This is a genomic window from Companilactobacillus bobalius (assembly GCF_009764355.1).
In genome coordinates this window covers 58,316-74,411 of the sequence record NZ_LNUA01000031.1, presented here as the reverse complement: position 1 = coordinate 74,411, position 16,096 = coordinate 58,316, and the positions used below count along the sequence as shown (strand labels likewise).

The following is a 16,096-nucleotide window of genomic DNA, read 5'->3' as shown; positions in this document are numbered from 1 at the left end:
ATAGTCAACAAACTTAATCAATTATTTTTAGAGGATGGAAAAAATGCAAAATAAGCGCCAAATTTATGGTGATCGAATCGTAGTCAAAGTTGGTACTAGTACTCTGATTCGTCAAAACAGCAAAATCAACTTAGAAGTTATTAAAGAACTAGCTCATGTACTTAGCACTTTAAAAAAAGATGGTAAAGATGTCGTTCTTGTTTCATCTGGAGCTATTGGTGTCGGTATGGGGGTACTGGGAATCGATAAGCGTCCTATCAAAATTTCCAAACAACAAGCTGTTGCCGCTGTTGGACAAGCAGAATTGATGCAGATTTACAATGAAGCCTTTCACGAATATGGAATGTCAGTCGCCCAAATGTTGATTACTCGTGATATAATCGATTATCCCGAAAGTCATACTAATGTGATGAACAGTTTCCAAGAATTGATGTCAATGGACAATGCCATCCCTATCGTCAACGAAAATGATACTGTAACTGTTTCTGAATTGGATCATCACACTAAATTTGGTGATAACGACCAATTGTCGGCTATCGTAACTAATTTAGTCGATGCTGATTTATTAATCATGTTATCAGATATTGATGGTTTCTATTCAGCTAATCCACTCAAAGTTCCTGATGCTCATTTAATCGACAGTATCAACAAAATCAATCCTGATATTATTGCCGCTGCTGGTGGTCACGGAACTAAATATGGAACTGGTGGTATGACAACTAAACTAAAAGCCGCAGAATTAATTTTGAAACATAATCAACAGATGGTTCTTACAAATGGTAAAAATCCTGATGTTATTTTCAATATTCTTTCCGGCGATGCAGTTGGGACTCTCTTCTCCAAAAACATTCAATGACCTACAGGAGGAAAATATGAACAACGAATACCCTATTGCCAAAGCTATCGTTACTTTGATTACTAGTTACAAGAATCTCGCTACTAAAAGAATTCGACCTTTGGGACTCTACCCTGGTCAGGATATGATTCTACTGGAATTATTCAAAAATAATAATGTTTCACAAAATAAATTAGTCACTACTTTATGTGTCGACCACTCAACTATTGCCAAATCAATCAACCGTATGACTAAAGCTGGCTTGGTAACAACTTCTAAATCTAAAGAAGATAAACGTATAACACTCGTTAGCTTAACTAACAGTGGTACTGAAATGGCAAAAAAACTACACGCTATTCTTTTGGAAGCTGAAAAAAGTACCACTGAAGGTTTAAGTACTGAGGAACAACGTCTCTTCTTAGAAATGATTGGCAAGATTAGTCAAAATATTAATAACAGTTAAATATGTTGACAGCCACATAAAATAGAGTAGAATACTAATTACGTTGACAACAACACAACGCAAAAAAATTAAAATTACTTAGACAAGAAAGTAGTGGACATTGGTCCACTATTTTTTTGCGTAACTACTTTTTCCAATAACTGATATACTTAAAACATTAGAAAGCGTTTTAGGAGTGAAAATAATGACTAATCTCGAAGAAATGGGCCAAAAAGCCCAAGATGCTGCCTTTGAATTAGGACAACTAGGTTCCAAAGAAAAAAATACAGCCCTTTTGACTATGGCCGACAGTCTAGTATTGAATACTAAGGAAATTGTCGCTGCTAACAAAGAGGACTATGACAAAGCTAAGGAGAACGGTACTAAAAAAGCGATGCTTGATCGTTTGTTGCTTACACCTGATCGTATCAATGATATGGCTAACGGCTTACGTCAAGTTGTCGAACTACCTGACCCCATTGGCAAAGTTGATCGTGGCTGGCAAACAACTAGCGGGCTCGACATTACTCAAGAGCGTGTCCCCTTAGGTGTTATTGGAATGATTTACGAAGCTCGTCCTAACGTTACCGTTGATGCCGCCGGCTTATGTTTTAAAGCCGGTAATGCTGTTATTTTGCGTGGTGGTAAGGAAGCTATCAATTCCAACATTGCTCTCTCAGAAACTTTACGTCATGCCCTTCAAAAAGTCGGTATTAACCAAGATGCTGTTCAATTGATCGATGATGTTAGTCATGAAACAGCTCAAAAAATGATGGAATTGAACCAATACATTGATGTCTTGATTCCTCGTGGTAGTGGTAAATTTATCAAGATGGTCGTCGACAAAGCTAAAGTTCCGATTATTGAAACCGGTGCTGGTAATTGCCATATCTATGTTGATAAGGATGCCGATTTGGACAAAGCTCTTAAGATTATCATCAATGCCAAAGTTCAGCGCCCTTCCGTTTGCAATGCCGCTGAAAAAGTAATTTTACATCGCGACATTGCTAATCAATTTTTGCCTGAACTTTTTGATGCTTTAAGAGCTAATAGTGTTGAAGTCCGTGGCGACACTTTATCTAAAGCTATCGTACCTGATATTGTGCCTGCTACTGAAGAAGATTGGGGTACCGAATACGACGACTATATTATTGCCATTAAAATTGTCGATTCAATTGACGATGCTATCAAACACATCAACAAATACAACACTAAGCATAGCGAATCAATTATTACCGAAAACTATAGTAGCAGTCGCCAATTCATGAAACAAATTGATGCCGCAGTTGTTTACACTAACGCCTCAACTCGTTTCACTGATGGGCAACAATTCGGTTTCGGTGCTGAAATTGGTATTAGTACTCAAAAGCTACACGCTAGAGGTCCCATGGGTGCCAACGAACTAACAACAACAAAGTATCTGGTACAAGGCGATGGACAAATCAGAAAATAAAATTCAACCTATCAAACAAATCACCGATAAACACAGGCAACTATTTTTAGAGGCCGATCCGTCTCAAGAAATAATTAAAAGCTATTTACCACGAGCCTATAAATTTGAATTAGTCTGTGGAAAAGATTTATTGGGCGTGGTTTTACTGTTAGACACTCACCCAAAAACAGTGGAAATTGTGAATATTGCTGTGGATGGAAAACATCGTAATCATGGTCTAGGCGAGTATCTAATTAACTTTACTTGTGATTGGGCTAAGAAACACAATTACAAGACAATTGAAATTGGAACTGGTAGCACTAGTTTTGCACAACTCTACCTTTATCAAAAATGCGGTTTTCGAGTTGTTAACATTGATAACAATTTTTTTGTTGATAACTATTCCGAACCAATCATCGAAAATAAATTAGTTTTAAAAGATATGATTAGACTCAAAAAGGTACTTCCGTGAACGGAAGTACCTTTTTTTAGTTACGATATTGTGCAGCTATAGTTTCAGTGTTCTTTCTGGTTTCGTTCATAACACTAATTTGATATGCTTCCATAGTAGTTTGAACAGTATTCCAGTAATTAATGGCATCGGTTTGACGATGTGTTTCTTGGGCTACGTTATTTAACATTTCATTATTCTTCTTAAGTTCTGATGTTACCTTACTTGTGGCACTTCTAATTTCTTGTGTAATTTCTGAAGTCGCATTTTTAATTGCATCAGTAAGAGTATCTTTCATTTCTTCAATTTTTTGATTTTGACCCACATATCTCAGGGCTTTTTCCCAAGTGGGAACTCCCTCTAATAGGGTTTTATATATTTCAAAAAAGTAATGCATATTATCAGTCGCCGTTTTAGGAAAATATACAATGTTTTGTCGAATAACTTCACTATAATAACTTAATTTATATTCTGCCTGGTTTTTATCAAGCTTGACTTGATCTGTAAAAGCCGAATAAATTGGTGTCAAACTTGAATCATATTTAAATTTTTCTTTCAAAGTAGTATCACTGCAGTCATGATCTTGACAATATTTCTTATCAGCATTTAGGATGCTATTCTTTTTTGAAACTATTAAATGATTTTTTAAACTTGCAATCGGTTGAGAAATTCTATATCCACGTTTGGCAAAAGAATGGAAAATAATTCCCAGAATTAAAAGAGGTATTCCCAGAATACGTGTAATTGGAATTATCCACATAATAATACCTAATACAATAGCTCTATTAGAAAATGTTCTTCGGAAATAATCAATCGGTTTAGTCTGTGGCAACATTCCATTATGCTTAGCACAATATGCTTCTTCATTAGGATGACGACATACATATGCAAAATCCTCATATCGACCATCAATTTGATCTACTTTTTGATTGAACGACTCTGTATATTGATTGACATCTTGAATAAATTCTTTGCCTAATTGTTCCAATTCTAATTTGGCTCCAATTAGAGATTTCATGTGTCCTACAAGTTCTTTCAAGGGCATTTGATTCAATCTTTCAGTGTCATCAAAAGACCAATCATAGTTGTAATTACCCATCTTCGATCATTTTCAAATGACTTAGCTTCATTCATGGCTGCCTCAGCATCCTCTATAGTACTAGCCGTATATTCAACATTTTCTTTCATATTTAAACCCTCCACTTAATATCTAGGGCAATTATATGAAATCAATGTGTCACCATATGACATTGAGACAAAATCAAACAAAAAAGCCCATAAAATTATGGACTTTTAATTTTTCTTAGATAGCGTAACTGAGTGCTTAATAAATTTATAGATATGTAAATCCTTAGCAATCAACAGTATGTCACCCACCATTACAGCTACAACAATGACGGATAAAAAGATAATCTGCCCAAATGATGATGCATCCAATTGAAAACCTTGGAATCTCAAATCGGTCAACACTGCATAGACGATATAACCGATAATCAAAAATTCAATAAATTCGAAGGGTCCTTGAAATCGGGCTCCAAAGCGCTGATCTAGTTTTCTATCTAACGTACTTAGTTTTTCATCAGAAAAGAAAGATAATTCTATTATCGTGTTCCTCATGTTTAAAATTATTTCCAAAAGTAAAAGTAAGAGCCAAAACAAGAAAATCGACATGAATCCTATAAAATAGTCACTAGATAACATTATTTTTCCTTTCATATATCTAACTCAATTTTAAATACTTCTGTCGAATTTCTCAAGTTACTTTCACTTTGTAAACGAAAACATATTAATAACCTAGTGAGTAATTGACCACATTTTCAACAACTTCACCATTTTCAACGTATGACTTAAGATTACGTTTGAAAATATCAAAGGCACGTTCTTCATAATGAACGCTCATTCCTGCATCATGTGGCGTGATAATAACGTTCTTCATATCCCAAAGTGGACTGTCACTTGGTAATGGCTCTGGTGTAGTTACATCCAAAGCAGCACCAGCAATAGCTTCATCATTCAAAGCCTCAACCAAATCATCCATATTAGTTGTCTTGCCACGACCAATATTAATGTAATAAGCCTTCTTAGACATAGCATCGAATAAATCTTTATTGAAGATACCTAAAGTTTCGTCTGTGTCTGGTAAGGCATTGATCACAAAGTGAACTTCATTGATTCTGTTAGAAAGTTCTGACATAGGAATCATTTCATCGATATATTCGGCTGGTTTATCACTGTGACGAACACCGATAGTCTTCATACCCAAAGCCTTGGCGTATTTAGCAATCAGAGTTCCAATATGACCAACACCGACAATCATGACAGTCTTGTTATAAACTTCGTCATAACCTTCATCATGCTTCCACTCTCTTGCATCTTGATGTCTTGCTGTCAAATTCATGCGACGAACAAACATTAACATATAAGCCAAAGTTTGTTCCGCAATATTAATTGCATTAGCACCTGATCCATTAGTTAAAATAACGCCTTTACTATTTAATTCAGGTAATGGCAGTGCATCAACACCTGCACGGACAACTTGAATCCAATTTAAAGTATCGCTTTTAACTACGGCGTCCTTCAAAGTATTGGACCAATCATAAAGTACTTCCACACCATCAAAATCTTCTGGTGTCACCTGTTTGGGAGATACAACTTGTAAATCAATATTAGAAATTGATTCGATCTTCTCTCGTTGTTTTTTGGTTAAATTAACTAAACTAAGAACTTTCATCTTTCTACCTCATTTTTAATTTTAGGTTATGCTCCTACTATATAGCAAAAACTACCCAATATTTAATTGTTTGTCAAAAAATATTCGGAATGTATGATACAATATTACACGTTGCTCATTATTTGATTTATTTTACTATTTGTGTTAGTGATGGTTGCCCCGTATTGGTGGGACAATTTTTTTATGTTAATTTGCACTCTTGAAAGACAAATTAGAGCGAATTACAAACGATTGACCCATTTTTGAGTGAATTTTAATATTCGTGTTTTACTAACTATAATATAAATCTAATGAGAAAATTTAAATTATATTTAGGGGTAGTATCTATTATGCACTATACGTTGTTAGTACGTTGTGTCGCTGAATTTATCGGAACAGCCATCATGGTTGCCCTCGGTAACGGTTCTGTTGCCAACGTTGAATTAAAAGGAACAAAAGGTTTCCACGGTGGGTGGATTTTGATTGGATTTGGTTATGGTATCGGTGTTATGATTCCAGCCATGATGTTTGGTCCCATCTCTGGTGGACAAATTAATCCGGCCATGACATTGGCACTTGCCTTCAACGGAGAATTCCCATGGGCTGAAGTCGGTCCATATATCATTTCTCAATTCTTAGGTGCCATCTTCGGTCAATTGATGATCGTTGCCGCCTACAAACCTTATTACAATCAGACTGAAAACGTCGAAAGTATCTTGGGAACATTCTCAACTATCGATGCTGAAAACAGTCGTATCAACGGATTTATTAACGAATTTATTGGAACATTTATTTTAGTCTTTGGTGCCGTTGCTTTGACATCAGATCACATTGATCCACGTGCCGACTTTATCGGATTAGGATTCTTAGTTATGTGTTTAGTTGTTTCATTTGGTGGACCAACAGGACCTGCCTTGAATCCAGCTCGTGACTTAGGACCACGTCTATTGCATGCATTATTACCTTTAAATCCAAAAGGTTCTTCTCAATGGAAATACAGCTGGGTTCCAGTTGTTGCTCCAATCTTAGGTGCGGTTTGTGCCGTTAAGTTATATGGAGCATTCTTCTAAAGAGAGCGTGTAACAGGGACGGTTAGCCTCCGAGGATTTGCCTAAGAAGTGGAATTATCCGTTGAACTTTGCGGATGATTTCACTTCTGTAGCAAACCGGAAAAGGTTGTCCCTGTGGAACGTATTTCAATAGAGCGTGGAACAAGCCGGTTAGATTCTGAGCATTTGCAGGACTTTGCGAATTGGCTGCGTAGCAGACAGTTCGTGAAGTCAGGCAAAGCACAGGAATCTGGCCTGTGGAACGCGTTTCCACTATAAAACATAGAACCATGGTTATTAATATAAAAGCAAAAATAAGAGCTATAACTTCGCAACAGAAGTTATAGCTCTTTTTCTATTTATATGACAATCCCCGTTTGAATCTCTTCCAAAAACTAGAATCATCTGTCTGCAACATCAAGCCTTGATAAATTTTACCAATATACATTGCTAACAAAATGATACTTGCTAAGAGAATTAATAGTGAAATCGTTATTTCCATGGTACTAGCGTTGTTATTGATCAAACGTAGCGGCATGAAATATGATGAAAAGAATGGAACGTAAGACAAAATTTTTACAACAATTGAATCCACGTTATTCTGGAATGGAAATGTAACGAAGAATGCCACCAAATTCAACATAATGACCGGTTGAGCTGCTTTCGACGCGTCTTCTACTTTCGCAACTAAAGCTCCACAAAAGGCCGCTAAGATGGTGTAAATAACTACTCCTAATAATAGGTAAATCAGGTTAACACTTAACAAATTATGCATAACTGAATTAATCAACGTTTGATACTCGTTAACAAACGACTTGGTCAGCGATGAATTCTCGGCAAAGATGTACGCACCCCAACCACCTACTAAGTAAACTAAAATTTGTGTCAAAATGACTAACAAAACACCAAAAATCTTACCTAAGAAATATTTCAAAGCGGTTGTACTGGAAAAAATAATTTCCATAACTTTAGTACCTTTTTCTGAAGCAATTTCTTGGGCTGTAATGCTAGTATAAGTAATCAAAATCATGTAGACCATAATAACTGTGATCCAGAAGGATATGATTTTGCCCAAATTAGCGGTTCCGGCCTTCTTTTGAATATGCTCTGTTAATTTAGGTTGTTGCTGTAAAGCTTGTGACTGTTGAGCCGACAACTTTGCTCGTGACATATTCAATTGTTGCTGAGTCTGAACTAAGAAAGAATTTACTTTTGATTTCATTGATGAGCTTAATGAGGTTGTTCCCACATACTTGGCCGTTACACACTTATTGTCGGCCTTTAAAACAATATAACCTGCTAAATTATCTTTCTTCATCTTCTTAGTAGCTACTTTTTCATCAGTAACCTTTTTATCAATGTCATCTGAATTCTCTTTAAAAAAACTCTTCCGTAATGTTGGCTGTGAACTGATAACCGCTACATTAGAACTATCAGCCCCACCAGCGGCTCCTAGATACCCTGCACCAATCGTAATACCTAACATTAAAAATGGTCCCAGAATCAACATGACGAAGCTCCATGACTTAACTTGTCTCAAAAAGGTTTCAAAAGTTACGATCCATAACTTATTCATCTTTCTCACCAGCCTTTCTTCTAAAGATCTCATTCAGAGTTGGAGCTTGTTGACTGAATTCTTCGATATATTGGCCTTGAGTTATTTCATCAAAAATAGCTTTACCTGAAGACTCTTCATCCAAATAAAGAACAAAGCGGCGTTTTTCTAATGGTTTAGCAGCGACCACATGTGGCAACATGGCTAATTCATCGATAGTTTTATCGGTTGTAACGTAAATTCTAGTTTTTCCAAAGGAATCACGTACTTCTTGGACGGTTCCATGCAAAACGACTTTTCCATTACGCAACATTACTAACTTATCGCACAGTTCTTCAACATTTTCCATATCATGGCTGGAAAAGATAATCGATGCACCACGCTTTTTAGCGTCCAGAATAGCTTGTTTCAATAAATCAGAATTAACAGGATCAAGACCACTAAATGGTTCATCCAAAATAATTAACTTAGGATCATGAATCAAAGTACAAATTAATTGTACTTTTTGTTGATTACCCTTAGATAAATCCTTAATCTTATCCTTTTTAGTCCCTTTAACCGCAAACTTTTTCAACCAGTCATCGATTACTGGTCTAATCTCCTTAGCTGATTTATTCTTCAATCGAGCTAAGTAAATAATTTGTTGCTCAATCGTCAACTTTGGCATTAGACTACGTTCTTCCGGAAGATAACCAATTTCATCGAAAACACTCTCTGTGATTGGTTTATCATTCCAAGAAATAGTACCTTGGTAATTCAGAAAGTTCAAAATACTATGAAAGGTAGTCGACTTCCCAGCTCCATTTTGACCGATCAACCCTAAAATTTCACCATCGGCAACATCAAAAGTTACTTGCTTTAAAGCTTGTAACTCGCCGAATTGTTTACTAATATGATCTATCTTTAGCATTGGCTTTCCCCCTTGTACTGTTACTAAATTAAATTATACAGAGTTTTATCTATATTGTGTTTAAGCAAGACCTTTCTTATGAAAATACTTATGTTACAGTAGGGATTAACATGTGTCTTGGGGGATTTTATATGACTGACAAACAAAAAGGATTCTTTTACGCAATTATGGGGCCAGTTCTATGGGGATTTTCTGGCAGTATTGCTCAATATCTCTTCACCGAAGAAAGCATCCCCACACAGTGGATCGTCGGTATTCGTTTAATTTTTGCTGGCTTGATGCTTGTCATCTGGTGTTATTTCGCCGATTCTAAGGAATTATTCGCTATCTTGAAAAAACCACGCTACGTTATTCAATTATTGGCCTTTGGATTATTAGGTATGCTTCCAGCTCAGTATACTTATTTCATGGCTATCAAATATGGTAATGCACCGACTGCTACGGTTCTACAATTCTTAGGACCACTTTTCATTATTCTCTATTTATCCTTACGAAAATTACAGTGGCCTCGACGAATCGATATTATTTCCATTGCTTTAGCCTTATTAGGAACTTTTCTTCTAGTAACACATGGCCACATTGGTCAATTGATGCTATCACCAGCAGCAATCTTTTGGGGAGTCTGTGCCGGTTTGAGTCAAGCTTCTTATACTCTTTTACCAAGAGAATTGTTGAAACGTTTTGACGCTCGAATTGTAACCGGCTGGTCTATGTTGTTGGGTGGTATCGTCTTTGCACCTTTTGCTGATCTAACTAACGTTCCTACTTTAACTGGTACAGCTTGGATTTCCATTATCTTTATTGTTACCGGAGGAACTATGTTCTCGTATTTATTTTACTTACAGAGTCTCAACTATTTAACACCTTCAACTACAGGGATGCTAAGTGCTTTTGAACCTTTGACAGCGACTGTTTTAGCTGTAACATTGTTGAATACCAAGGTAAGTGGTGCTGAATTAATTGGTGCTTTACTAATTCTAGGTATCACTTTCCTACAAGCCCTACCGCCTAATCTCTTTAGGCTAAAATTTCGTTATAAAAATCATAATTAAAACAAAAACACGTCACCAATTCTATTTGAATTGACGACGTGTTTTTTTATTTCTTTGTTAAACCATTGGCGCGATTTTGACTATAAACCAAATCATTAATAGCTTTTTCATCACTATTTAAAACTTGTTCAATGTCGCTACCACGGTAAATCTTTTCCATTGCATCTTCTTCTAACTTACGAATTGTCTGCATCCCTTCTAATAAGATTCCAGAGTTACCGTAATTAGGAACCGTGCTATCTAATTGTTGCCCCGGAATTTTACCCTCTGGATGTTTAGCATAGAATTTTTGCAAAATTGATGTTTTTTGCGAGTCTCTATTTAAAGCCATATACCCAGTTGATTTTTGCCATTCAGCCTGAACTTCTGGTCTAACTGTGTACTTGATGAATTCATAGGCACCTTTTTGAATTGCTTCAGATTTATCATTAGAAATCCAAAGTGCGGCTCCACCAATGGAAACACCGTTAGCTTTTTTCCCATCTGGATGTGGGAAATAAGTAATACCCAATTTGTTCTTATTTTTCTTATTCAATTGACTCATGCTAGCTGATGATTGAATATAAATACCTACTTTATTGGTCAAGAAGCCAGAAGTTTGGTTTGTACTTGCCATTGATCCGGAACCGTAATCTATAAAGTCGCCATCCTTAATATTCTCACGAATCCATTTGAAAAATTCAACGGATTCAGGAGTATTGATGTTAACTTTTGTTGGCGTTCCAGTATGTCCATCATTTTCATTAGCAAACATTCCGCCGGAATTAGCAATTGCCTCTTCTAATAACCAACCATAAATTTGAACCGTCATTCCCTTAACTTTATGATTGGATTTTTCATAAAGTTCTTTAGCAATCTTAGTGATTTCACTATATGAAGGCGAAACTGACGGCAGTGTAATTCCATACTTTTTTAATAGTGAGGCATTATAGTAAAGTACCGGTTGTGATGTGTTGAAAGGCATCGCTTGTTGCTTACCACCCTGAGCGTGAAAAGCTCGAGCAACTGGTGAAATCTTACTTAGATCATAATGATCTTGATCAACAAACTTTTGAATTGGCGTAGTGTAACCACTGTGAAGAACCTGAGCCGTAGAAACATTTGAAGATTGAAAAACAGCTGGAGATGTATTGGTTCCATGAGTTTGGAAAATCTTTTGAATTGCAGTGTCGTAAGAGCCTTGATACTTAGGTATTACTTGATATTTGTTCTGTGATTTATTGAAATCATTAACCAGTTTCAATAAAGTCTTCTCGGCAGGACCACCCATTTCATGCCAGAAAACAATTTGCGTGCGATTATCTTGCGGCTTAGATTGAGCCAAAACATTTTTACCGAAGAAACCTATCAAAATAATACCCAATATAGCAGTTACAGACACGATTATTTTTTTATACTTAGACATAAACTACCCCATCCCTATTAAACTAAGTATTTAGTGATAACCGTTAGCTCGATTAGTAGTTGTCAAATTATCATCAATTTTCCTGTCGGCATCCTTCAAGGCATTTGTGATATCGCCACCGTTATAAATACTTTCCATTGCAAATTGTTCAATTTGACGAGTCTTTTGCATTCCTTCCATCAAAATACCTGAGTTGAAGTGATTAGGAACAGCTTCTTGTAATTGTTGACTAGGTACTTTGGATTCTGGATGTTGCTTGTAAAGTCCCTTAAGAATTGATGTTTGTTGTGAATCCTTATTTAAAGCTAGGTATCCTGTATCCTTTTGCCATTGAGCTTGTACTTCTGGTTTTAGAGAATACTTGATGAACTCAAAGGCACCATTTTGAACCTCTTTAGGTTTGTCATTTGAGATCCAAAGAGCAGCACCACCGATAGCAACACCATTAGCTTTCTTGCCATCTGGATGTGGGAAGTATGTGATTCCCAATTTATTCTTATTCTTCTTGTTCAATTGACTAATACTTGCTGATGATTGAATATAAATACCGATCTTACCATTTAGGAAACCTGTTGTTTGGTTAGTTCCGGCCATTGCACCCGAACCATAGTTCATGAAGTCACCAGCTTTTTGATTCTCACGAATCCATTCAAAGAATTCCTTTGAAGCACCATTGTTAATTGTTGCCTTAGTTGGAATACCTGTATGACCATCATTGTTATTAGTAAGTCCTACACCAGCATTGGCCATAGCTTGTTCTAACAACCAACCATAGATTTGTACTGTCATACCTTTAACTTGATGATGTGATCTTTCATAAAGCTGTTTTGCCACACGTGTGATATCACTGTATGAAGGTGATACTGGCGGTGGTGTTATTCCATACTTTTCTAATAATGAAGCATTATAGTAAAGTACCGGTTGTGATGTGTTGAAAGGCATTGCTTGTTGTTTACCGTCATTAGAATAGAAAGAACGAGCAACTGGTGAAATTTTACTTACATCAAAACCATCTTTATCGATGAAATCTTGAACTGGTACTGTAAACTTACTGTGCATCATTTGAGCAGCTGAAATATCGAAAGCTTGGAAAACAGCTGGAGATGTTCCAGTACCATGAGTTTGAAGAATCTTTTGAATTGCAGCATCATATGAACCTTGATACTTAGGAACAACACGATACTTAGTTTGTGATTTATTAAAACCATCAACAATTTTCATTAATGATTTTTCAGCAGGACCACCCATTTCATGCCAAAAGACAACTTCTGTACGATTATCCTTTACTGCTGCCGACTTAGTCGACAATGTTTTTCCAAACATTGCTACTACGGCAACTGCCAAGACTAAAATCAAGGGCAGAACTAGTTTTTTATATTTCGACATTATTTGACAGCTCCTTCATTCAATCCTGACTTGAAGTAATGTTGTCCAATGAATAGAACAAGAATTGTTGGAATAACAATAATTGCGGCACTGGCTTGAATCATTCCCCAGTTGTTAAATGTTTCTTCTGATTGTAATTGTTTCAAACCATTTTGAATTACACGTGAATTGTTACTGAATGTAACCAAAATTGGCCATAGATATGAATTCCAAGCACCTAGAAAACTGTAAGCACCTAATGTGATCAAACTGATACGGTTATATGGTAGAACGACTTTCCAGAAAATTTGGAAATGATTCAAGCCTTCAATATCAGCAGCTTCTTTCAATTCTTTAGGAGTTTGCATGAAAGATTGACGCAACATGAATGTACCGAAAGCTGATGTTAAAGATGGAACAATCATTGCTGAATAATGATCCAATAATCCTAAGGCCTTTACTGTTTGGAAATTAGGAATAATAGCAGCCTCAGATGGTAGCATCATTGTAATCATAAATAGAGCAAAGAAGAATTTTTTATATTTGAAATCTAAGAAAACAAAGGCATAGGCGCTCATTGAACAGAAAAGTAAATGAGCAAACATCGTAATTGTTGCCACAACAATGGTATTACCTAGGTAACGTAGAATTGGTGTATTCGTAAAAGCATCGATATAGTTAGTAAGTGAAATATTAGTGCTGAAATAATTACCTTTTAAAATATCAGCTGTTGGCAAGAAACTTGTCCAAATACCAATGAAGAATGGTACTAAGATAACTACAGCCAATAGAATTAAAAGAAAATAACTAAAAATATTTTTCAAAACGTTACGTTCATCAATATTGGCCATTAGTAATTTACCTTCTTTTCTAGGAATTTGAATTGCAAGTAAGTAAAGAAGGCAATAATTACAGTTAAGATAATTGCTTCTGCACTTGATTTAGCATAGTTTCCGCCAAAGAAAGCATCATTATAAATACGGTAAACCAGCATGTTAGTTGCATTGGTTGGACCACCCTTAGTGATAAGATCAATCAAACCAAAACTCTTAAATGAACCAATAATCGTAATTGTAGAAATAAAGAATAATGTTGGAGAAATCATTGGCAAAGTAATGTGGAAAAATTGGTAATGTTTAGAAACCCCTTCAACATCAGCTGCTTCATAAAGTGTTGTTGGTACTGATTCAATAGCACCAAGAAAAACTAAGAAAACAAAGCCTAAATGCATCCAAACTGTTGTAATAATAATTGCCCACATCGCATTAGTTGGATTAGCCAACCAATTGATTGTTGGGAGATTCAACATCTTAGTTAACAAAGTGAAGAATCCTGCAGATGGATTAAAAATGAATAGCCAGAAAATAGCCGCAACTGAAACAGAAACTCCCATTGTCACTGAATAAAGTGTTCTAAAAATAGCGATTCCTGGTAACTTTTGACTAGCCAAATTGGCTAATAATAGACCCATGGCAATCGTAAAGAACGTTACTCCGACAACATAGACTAGTGTTACCCACATACTAGAAACAAAATCTGGTGAAGAAATTAGTTTTACATAATTTTCTAAACCTACAAAGAGTGTTGTGTCACCGAAAGTATTAGTTAAGAACAAACTGATATAAAGAGTTCTAAACATTGGATAAAAAACGAAAAGACCTAAAAGAAATAATGATGGACCAGCGAAAATGGAAGCATAGTATTTATCATTAGCAGTTAATTTGAATTTACTCTTTTGTTTTGCTTCAACTTTCTTTTCAGGTATGACATCAGTTGCTGAAGTCTTAAGCATTGATTAGATCCTCCTCATTTGCAGTTATATTGATTCCATCTTGATTAAATAATAAGACATTATTTGTTGAGGTAATTTTGATATTTTCAAACATATCGAAATGAGCATTACTTGGAACAATAGCTGATACTTCATTACCATTACTGAATGTTGCATAAACGATCTTTTCGTCCCCTAAGAATTCCACGTTTTGCACTGTTGCGTTAGCAGATAATTCGTCAGCCTTTTCAACAATTAATTCATTTGGTCTGATACCAACCTTTAATTCCTTTTCAGTAACTGGTTGATCAAGATCTACTTGGAAATCATTATTAACTCGGATAGCCTTGTCTGAAATCTTTGTTGCATAAAGAATATTGATTGGTGGAACTCCGAAGAATCCAGCAACAAACTCATTAGCTGGTGTCTTGTAGATTTCAGCCGGTGTACCGATTTGTTGAACTTTTGAATCATGTAAAACCATAATATGATCAGCCATTGTCATTGCTTCAACTTGATCATGAGTAACATAGATTAAAGTAATACCTAATTTTCTTTGTAGAGCATAAATTTCTTGACGCATCTTAATTCTTAATTGAGCATCCAAGTTTGATAATGGTTCATCCATCAAACAGATCTTAGCATCGCTGGCTACGGCACGAGCTAGAGCCACACGTTGTCTTTGACCACCAGATAATTCACGAGGTTTTCTATCTTTCAAATCTTCCAAGTTAACCATCTTCAAAGCATTGTTAACACGTTCTTCAACCTCAGATTGGTCATGCTTTCTAGCTTTTAAACCAAAAGCAACATTATCCCAAACGCTTAAAAATGGGAACAAAGCGTAACTTTGGAAAACCATTGTTAAGTTACGATCCTTGGGTGGTAAGTTGTTTACTACTTGACCATCAATACTGATCTCACCGTCACTAATTTGAGTTAGTCCGGCAATCATACGTAATAAAGTACTCTTACCACAACCAGATGGTCCAACGATTACGAAGAATTCACCCGTTTCAATTTCGGCGGTAACATTCTTTAGAACCGTCTTTCCTTGATCGTATTGTTTACAAACATTTGTTAATAATGTAGACATATTTAACCCTCCATATAAGTCAT

At 35.8% G+C, this 16,096-nt stretch carries 17 protein-coding genes; 6 read left to right on the top strand and 11 right to left on the bottom strand.

What is annotated here, in order from left to right:
* Positions 1-43: 43 nt before the first annotated feature.
* The 4 genes from proB (at position 44) to ATN92_RS04900 (ending at position 3,181) form a co-directional block, all read left to right on the top strand.
* Entirely contained in the window at positions 44-856 is an 813-nt protein-coding gene (gene proB, locus ATN92_RS04915; RefSeq protein ID WP_056953352.1) for a glutamate 5-kinase, read from the top strand.
* Positions 857-872: 16 nt separating this feature from the next.
* Positions 873-1,298, top strand: coding sequence for a MarR family winged helix-turn-helix transcriptional regulator (locus tag ATN92_RS04910; protein WP_056953350.1), 426 nt, complete (start codon positions 873-875; stop codon positions 1,296-1,298).
* A gap of 184 nt (positions 1,299-1,482) precedes the next feature.
* Positions 1,483-2,730, top strand: a complete 1,248-nt coding sequence (locus tag ATN92_RS04905; RefSeq protein ID WP_056953348.1) for a glutamate-5-semialdehyde dehydrogenase — start codon at positions 1,483-1,485, stop codon at positions 2,728-2,730.
* Positions 2,711-3,181 carry a GNAT family N-acetyltransferase gene (locus ATN92_RS04900; protein ID WP_056953346.1) on the top strand — a complete coding sequence of 157 codons (471 nt, stop codon included), beginning with the start codon at positions 2,711-2,713 and terminating at the stop codon, positions 3,179-3,181. The genes ATN92_RS04905 and ATN92_RS04900 overlap by 20 nt, the downstream gene beginning before the upstream one ends.
* A gap of 16 nt (positions 3,182-3,197) precedes the next feature.
* Here the strand turns inward: ATN92_RS04900 and ATN92_RS04895 are convergent, their stop codons facing one another.
* From ATN92_RS04895 to ATN92_RS04880, 4 genes are all read right to left on the bottom strand, one after another.
* Positions 3,198-4,259, bottom strand: a complete 1,062-nt coding sequence (locus ATN92_RS04895; protein ID WP_158106785.1) for a hypothetical protein — start codon at positions 4,257-4,259, stop codon at positions 3,198-3,200.
* Positions 4,211-4,348 (bottom strand): hypothetical protein, encoded by a 138-nt coding sequence (locus ATN92_RS04890; RefSeq protein ID WP_156638762.1) that lies wholly within the window; start codon positions 4,346-4,348, stop codon positions 4,211-4,213. The genes ATN92_RS04895 and ATN92_RS04890 overlap by 49 nt, the downstream gene beginning before the upstream one ends.
* 105 nt (positions 4,349-4,453) lie before the next feature.
* The gene (locus tag ATN92_RS04885) at positions 4,454-4,876 is read right to left on the bottom strand and encodes a hypothetical protein (RefSeq protein WP_056953341.1); all 423 of its coding nucleotides are present in this window, start codon (positions 4,874-4,876) and stop codon (positions 4,454-4,456) included.
* Between the two features lie 70 nt (positions 4,877-4,946).
* Positions 4,947-5,891, bottom strand: a complete 945-nt coding sequence (locus ATN92_RS04880; RefSeq protein WP_056953339.1) for a D-2-hydroxyacid dehydrogenase — start codon at positions 5,889-5,891, stop codon at positions 4,947-4,949.
* Between the two features lie 329 nt (positions 5,892-6,220).
* Between ATN92_RS04880 and ATN92_RS04875 the strand changes: the two genes are divergently transcribed.
* Positions 6,221-6,940 (top strand): MIP/aquaporin family protein, encoded by a 720-nt coding sequence (locus ATN92_RS04875; protein WP_025084767.1) that lies wholly within the window; start codon positions 6,221-6,223, stop codon positions 6,938-6,940.
* 334 nt (positions 6,941-7,274) lie between these two features.
* Here ATN92_RS04875 and ATN92_RS04870 read toward each other — a convergent pair whose 3' ends face one another.
* Together ATN92_RS04870 and ATN92_RS04865 are read right to left on the bottom strand one after the other, a co-directional pair.
* Entirely contained in the window at positions 7,275-8,495 is a 1,221-nt protein-coding gene (locus ATN92_RS04870) for an ABC transporter permease (RefSeq protein WP_056953337.1), read from the bottom strand.
* The gene (locus ATN92_RS04865; RefSeq protein WP_056953335.1) at positions 8,488-9,384 is read right to left on the bottom strand and encodes an ABC transporter ATP-binding protein; all 897 of its coding nucleotides are present in this window, start codon (positions 9,382-9,384) and stop codon (positions 8,488-8,490) included. The genes ATN92_RS04870 and ATN92_RS04865 overlap by 8 nt, the downstream gene beginning before the upstream one ends.
* A 131-nt stretch (positions 9,385-9,515) precedes the next feature.
* On the opposite strand from ATN92_RS04865, the gene ATN92_RS04860 reads away from it, so the two are divergent.
* Positions 9,516-10,436, top strand: a complete 921-nt coding sequence (locus tag ATN92_RS04860) for a DMT family transporter (protein WP_056953333.1) — start codon at positions 9,516-9,518, stop codon at positions 10,434-10,436.
* 46 nt (positions 10,437-10,482) lie between these two features.
* Here ATN92_RS04860 and ATN92_RS04855 read toward each other — a convergent pair whose 3' ends face one another.
* From ATN92_RS04855 to ATN92_RS04835, 5 genes are read right to left on the bottom strand one after another with little or no spacing between them, the layout of a single operon-like run.
* A complete protein-coding gene (locus ATN92_RS04855; RefSeq protein ID WP_056953331.1) occupies positions 10,483-11,841 on the bottom strand; it encodes an ABC transporter substrate-binding protein in 1,359 nt (452 codons plus the stop codon).
* Positions 11,842-11,871: 30 nt separating this feature from the next.
* Positions 11,872-13,227 (bottom strand): ABC transporter substrate-binding protein, encoded by a 1,356-nt coding sequence (locus tag ATN92_RS04850; RefSeq protein WP_056953323.1) that lies wholly within the window; start codon positions 13,225-13,227, stop codon positions 11,872-11,874.
* Positions 13,227-14,057: a carbohydrate ABC transporter permease gene (locus tag ATN92_RS04845; RefSeq protein ID WP_056953316.1), complete on the bottom strand. Its 831-nt coding sequence runs from the start codon at positions 14,055-14,057 to the stop codon at positions 13,227-13,229. The genes ATN92_RS04850 and ATN92_RS04845 overlap by 1 nt, the downstream gene beginning before the upstream one ends.
* On the bottom strand, positions 14,057-14,998 hold the full coding sequence (locus ATN92_RS04840) for a carbohydrate ABC transporter permease (protein WP_056953310.1): 942 nt from the start codon (positions 14,996-14,998) through the stop codon (positions 14,057-14,059). Before ATN92_RS04840 ends, ATN92_RS04845 begins: the two co-directional genes overlap by 1 nt.
* Positions 14,991-16,073: an ABC transporter ATP-binding protein gene (locus ATN92_RS04835; RefSeq protein ID WP_056953304.1), complete on the bottom strand. Its 1,083-nt coding sequence runs from the start codon at positions 16,071-16,073 to the stop codon at positions 14,991-14,993. Before ATN92_RS04835 ends, ATN92_RS04840 begins: the two co-directional genes overlap by 8 nt.
* Positions 16,074-16,096 lie beyond the last annotated feature (23 nt).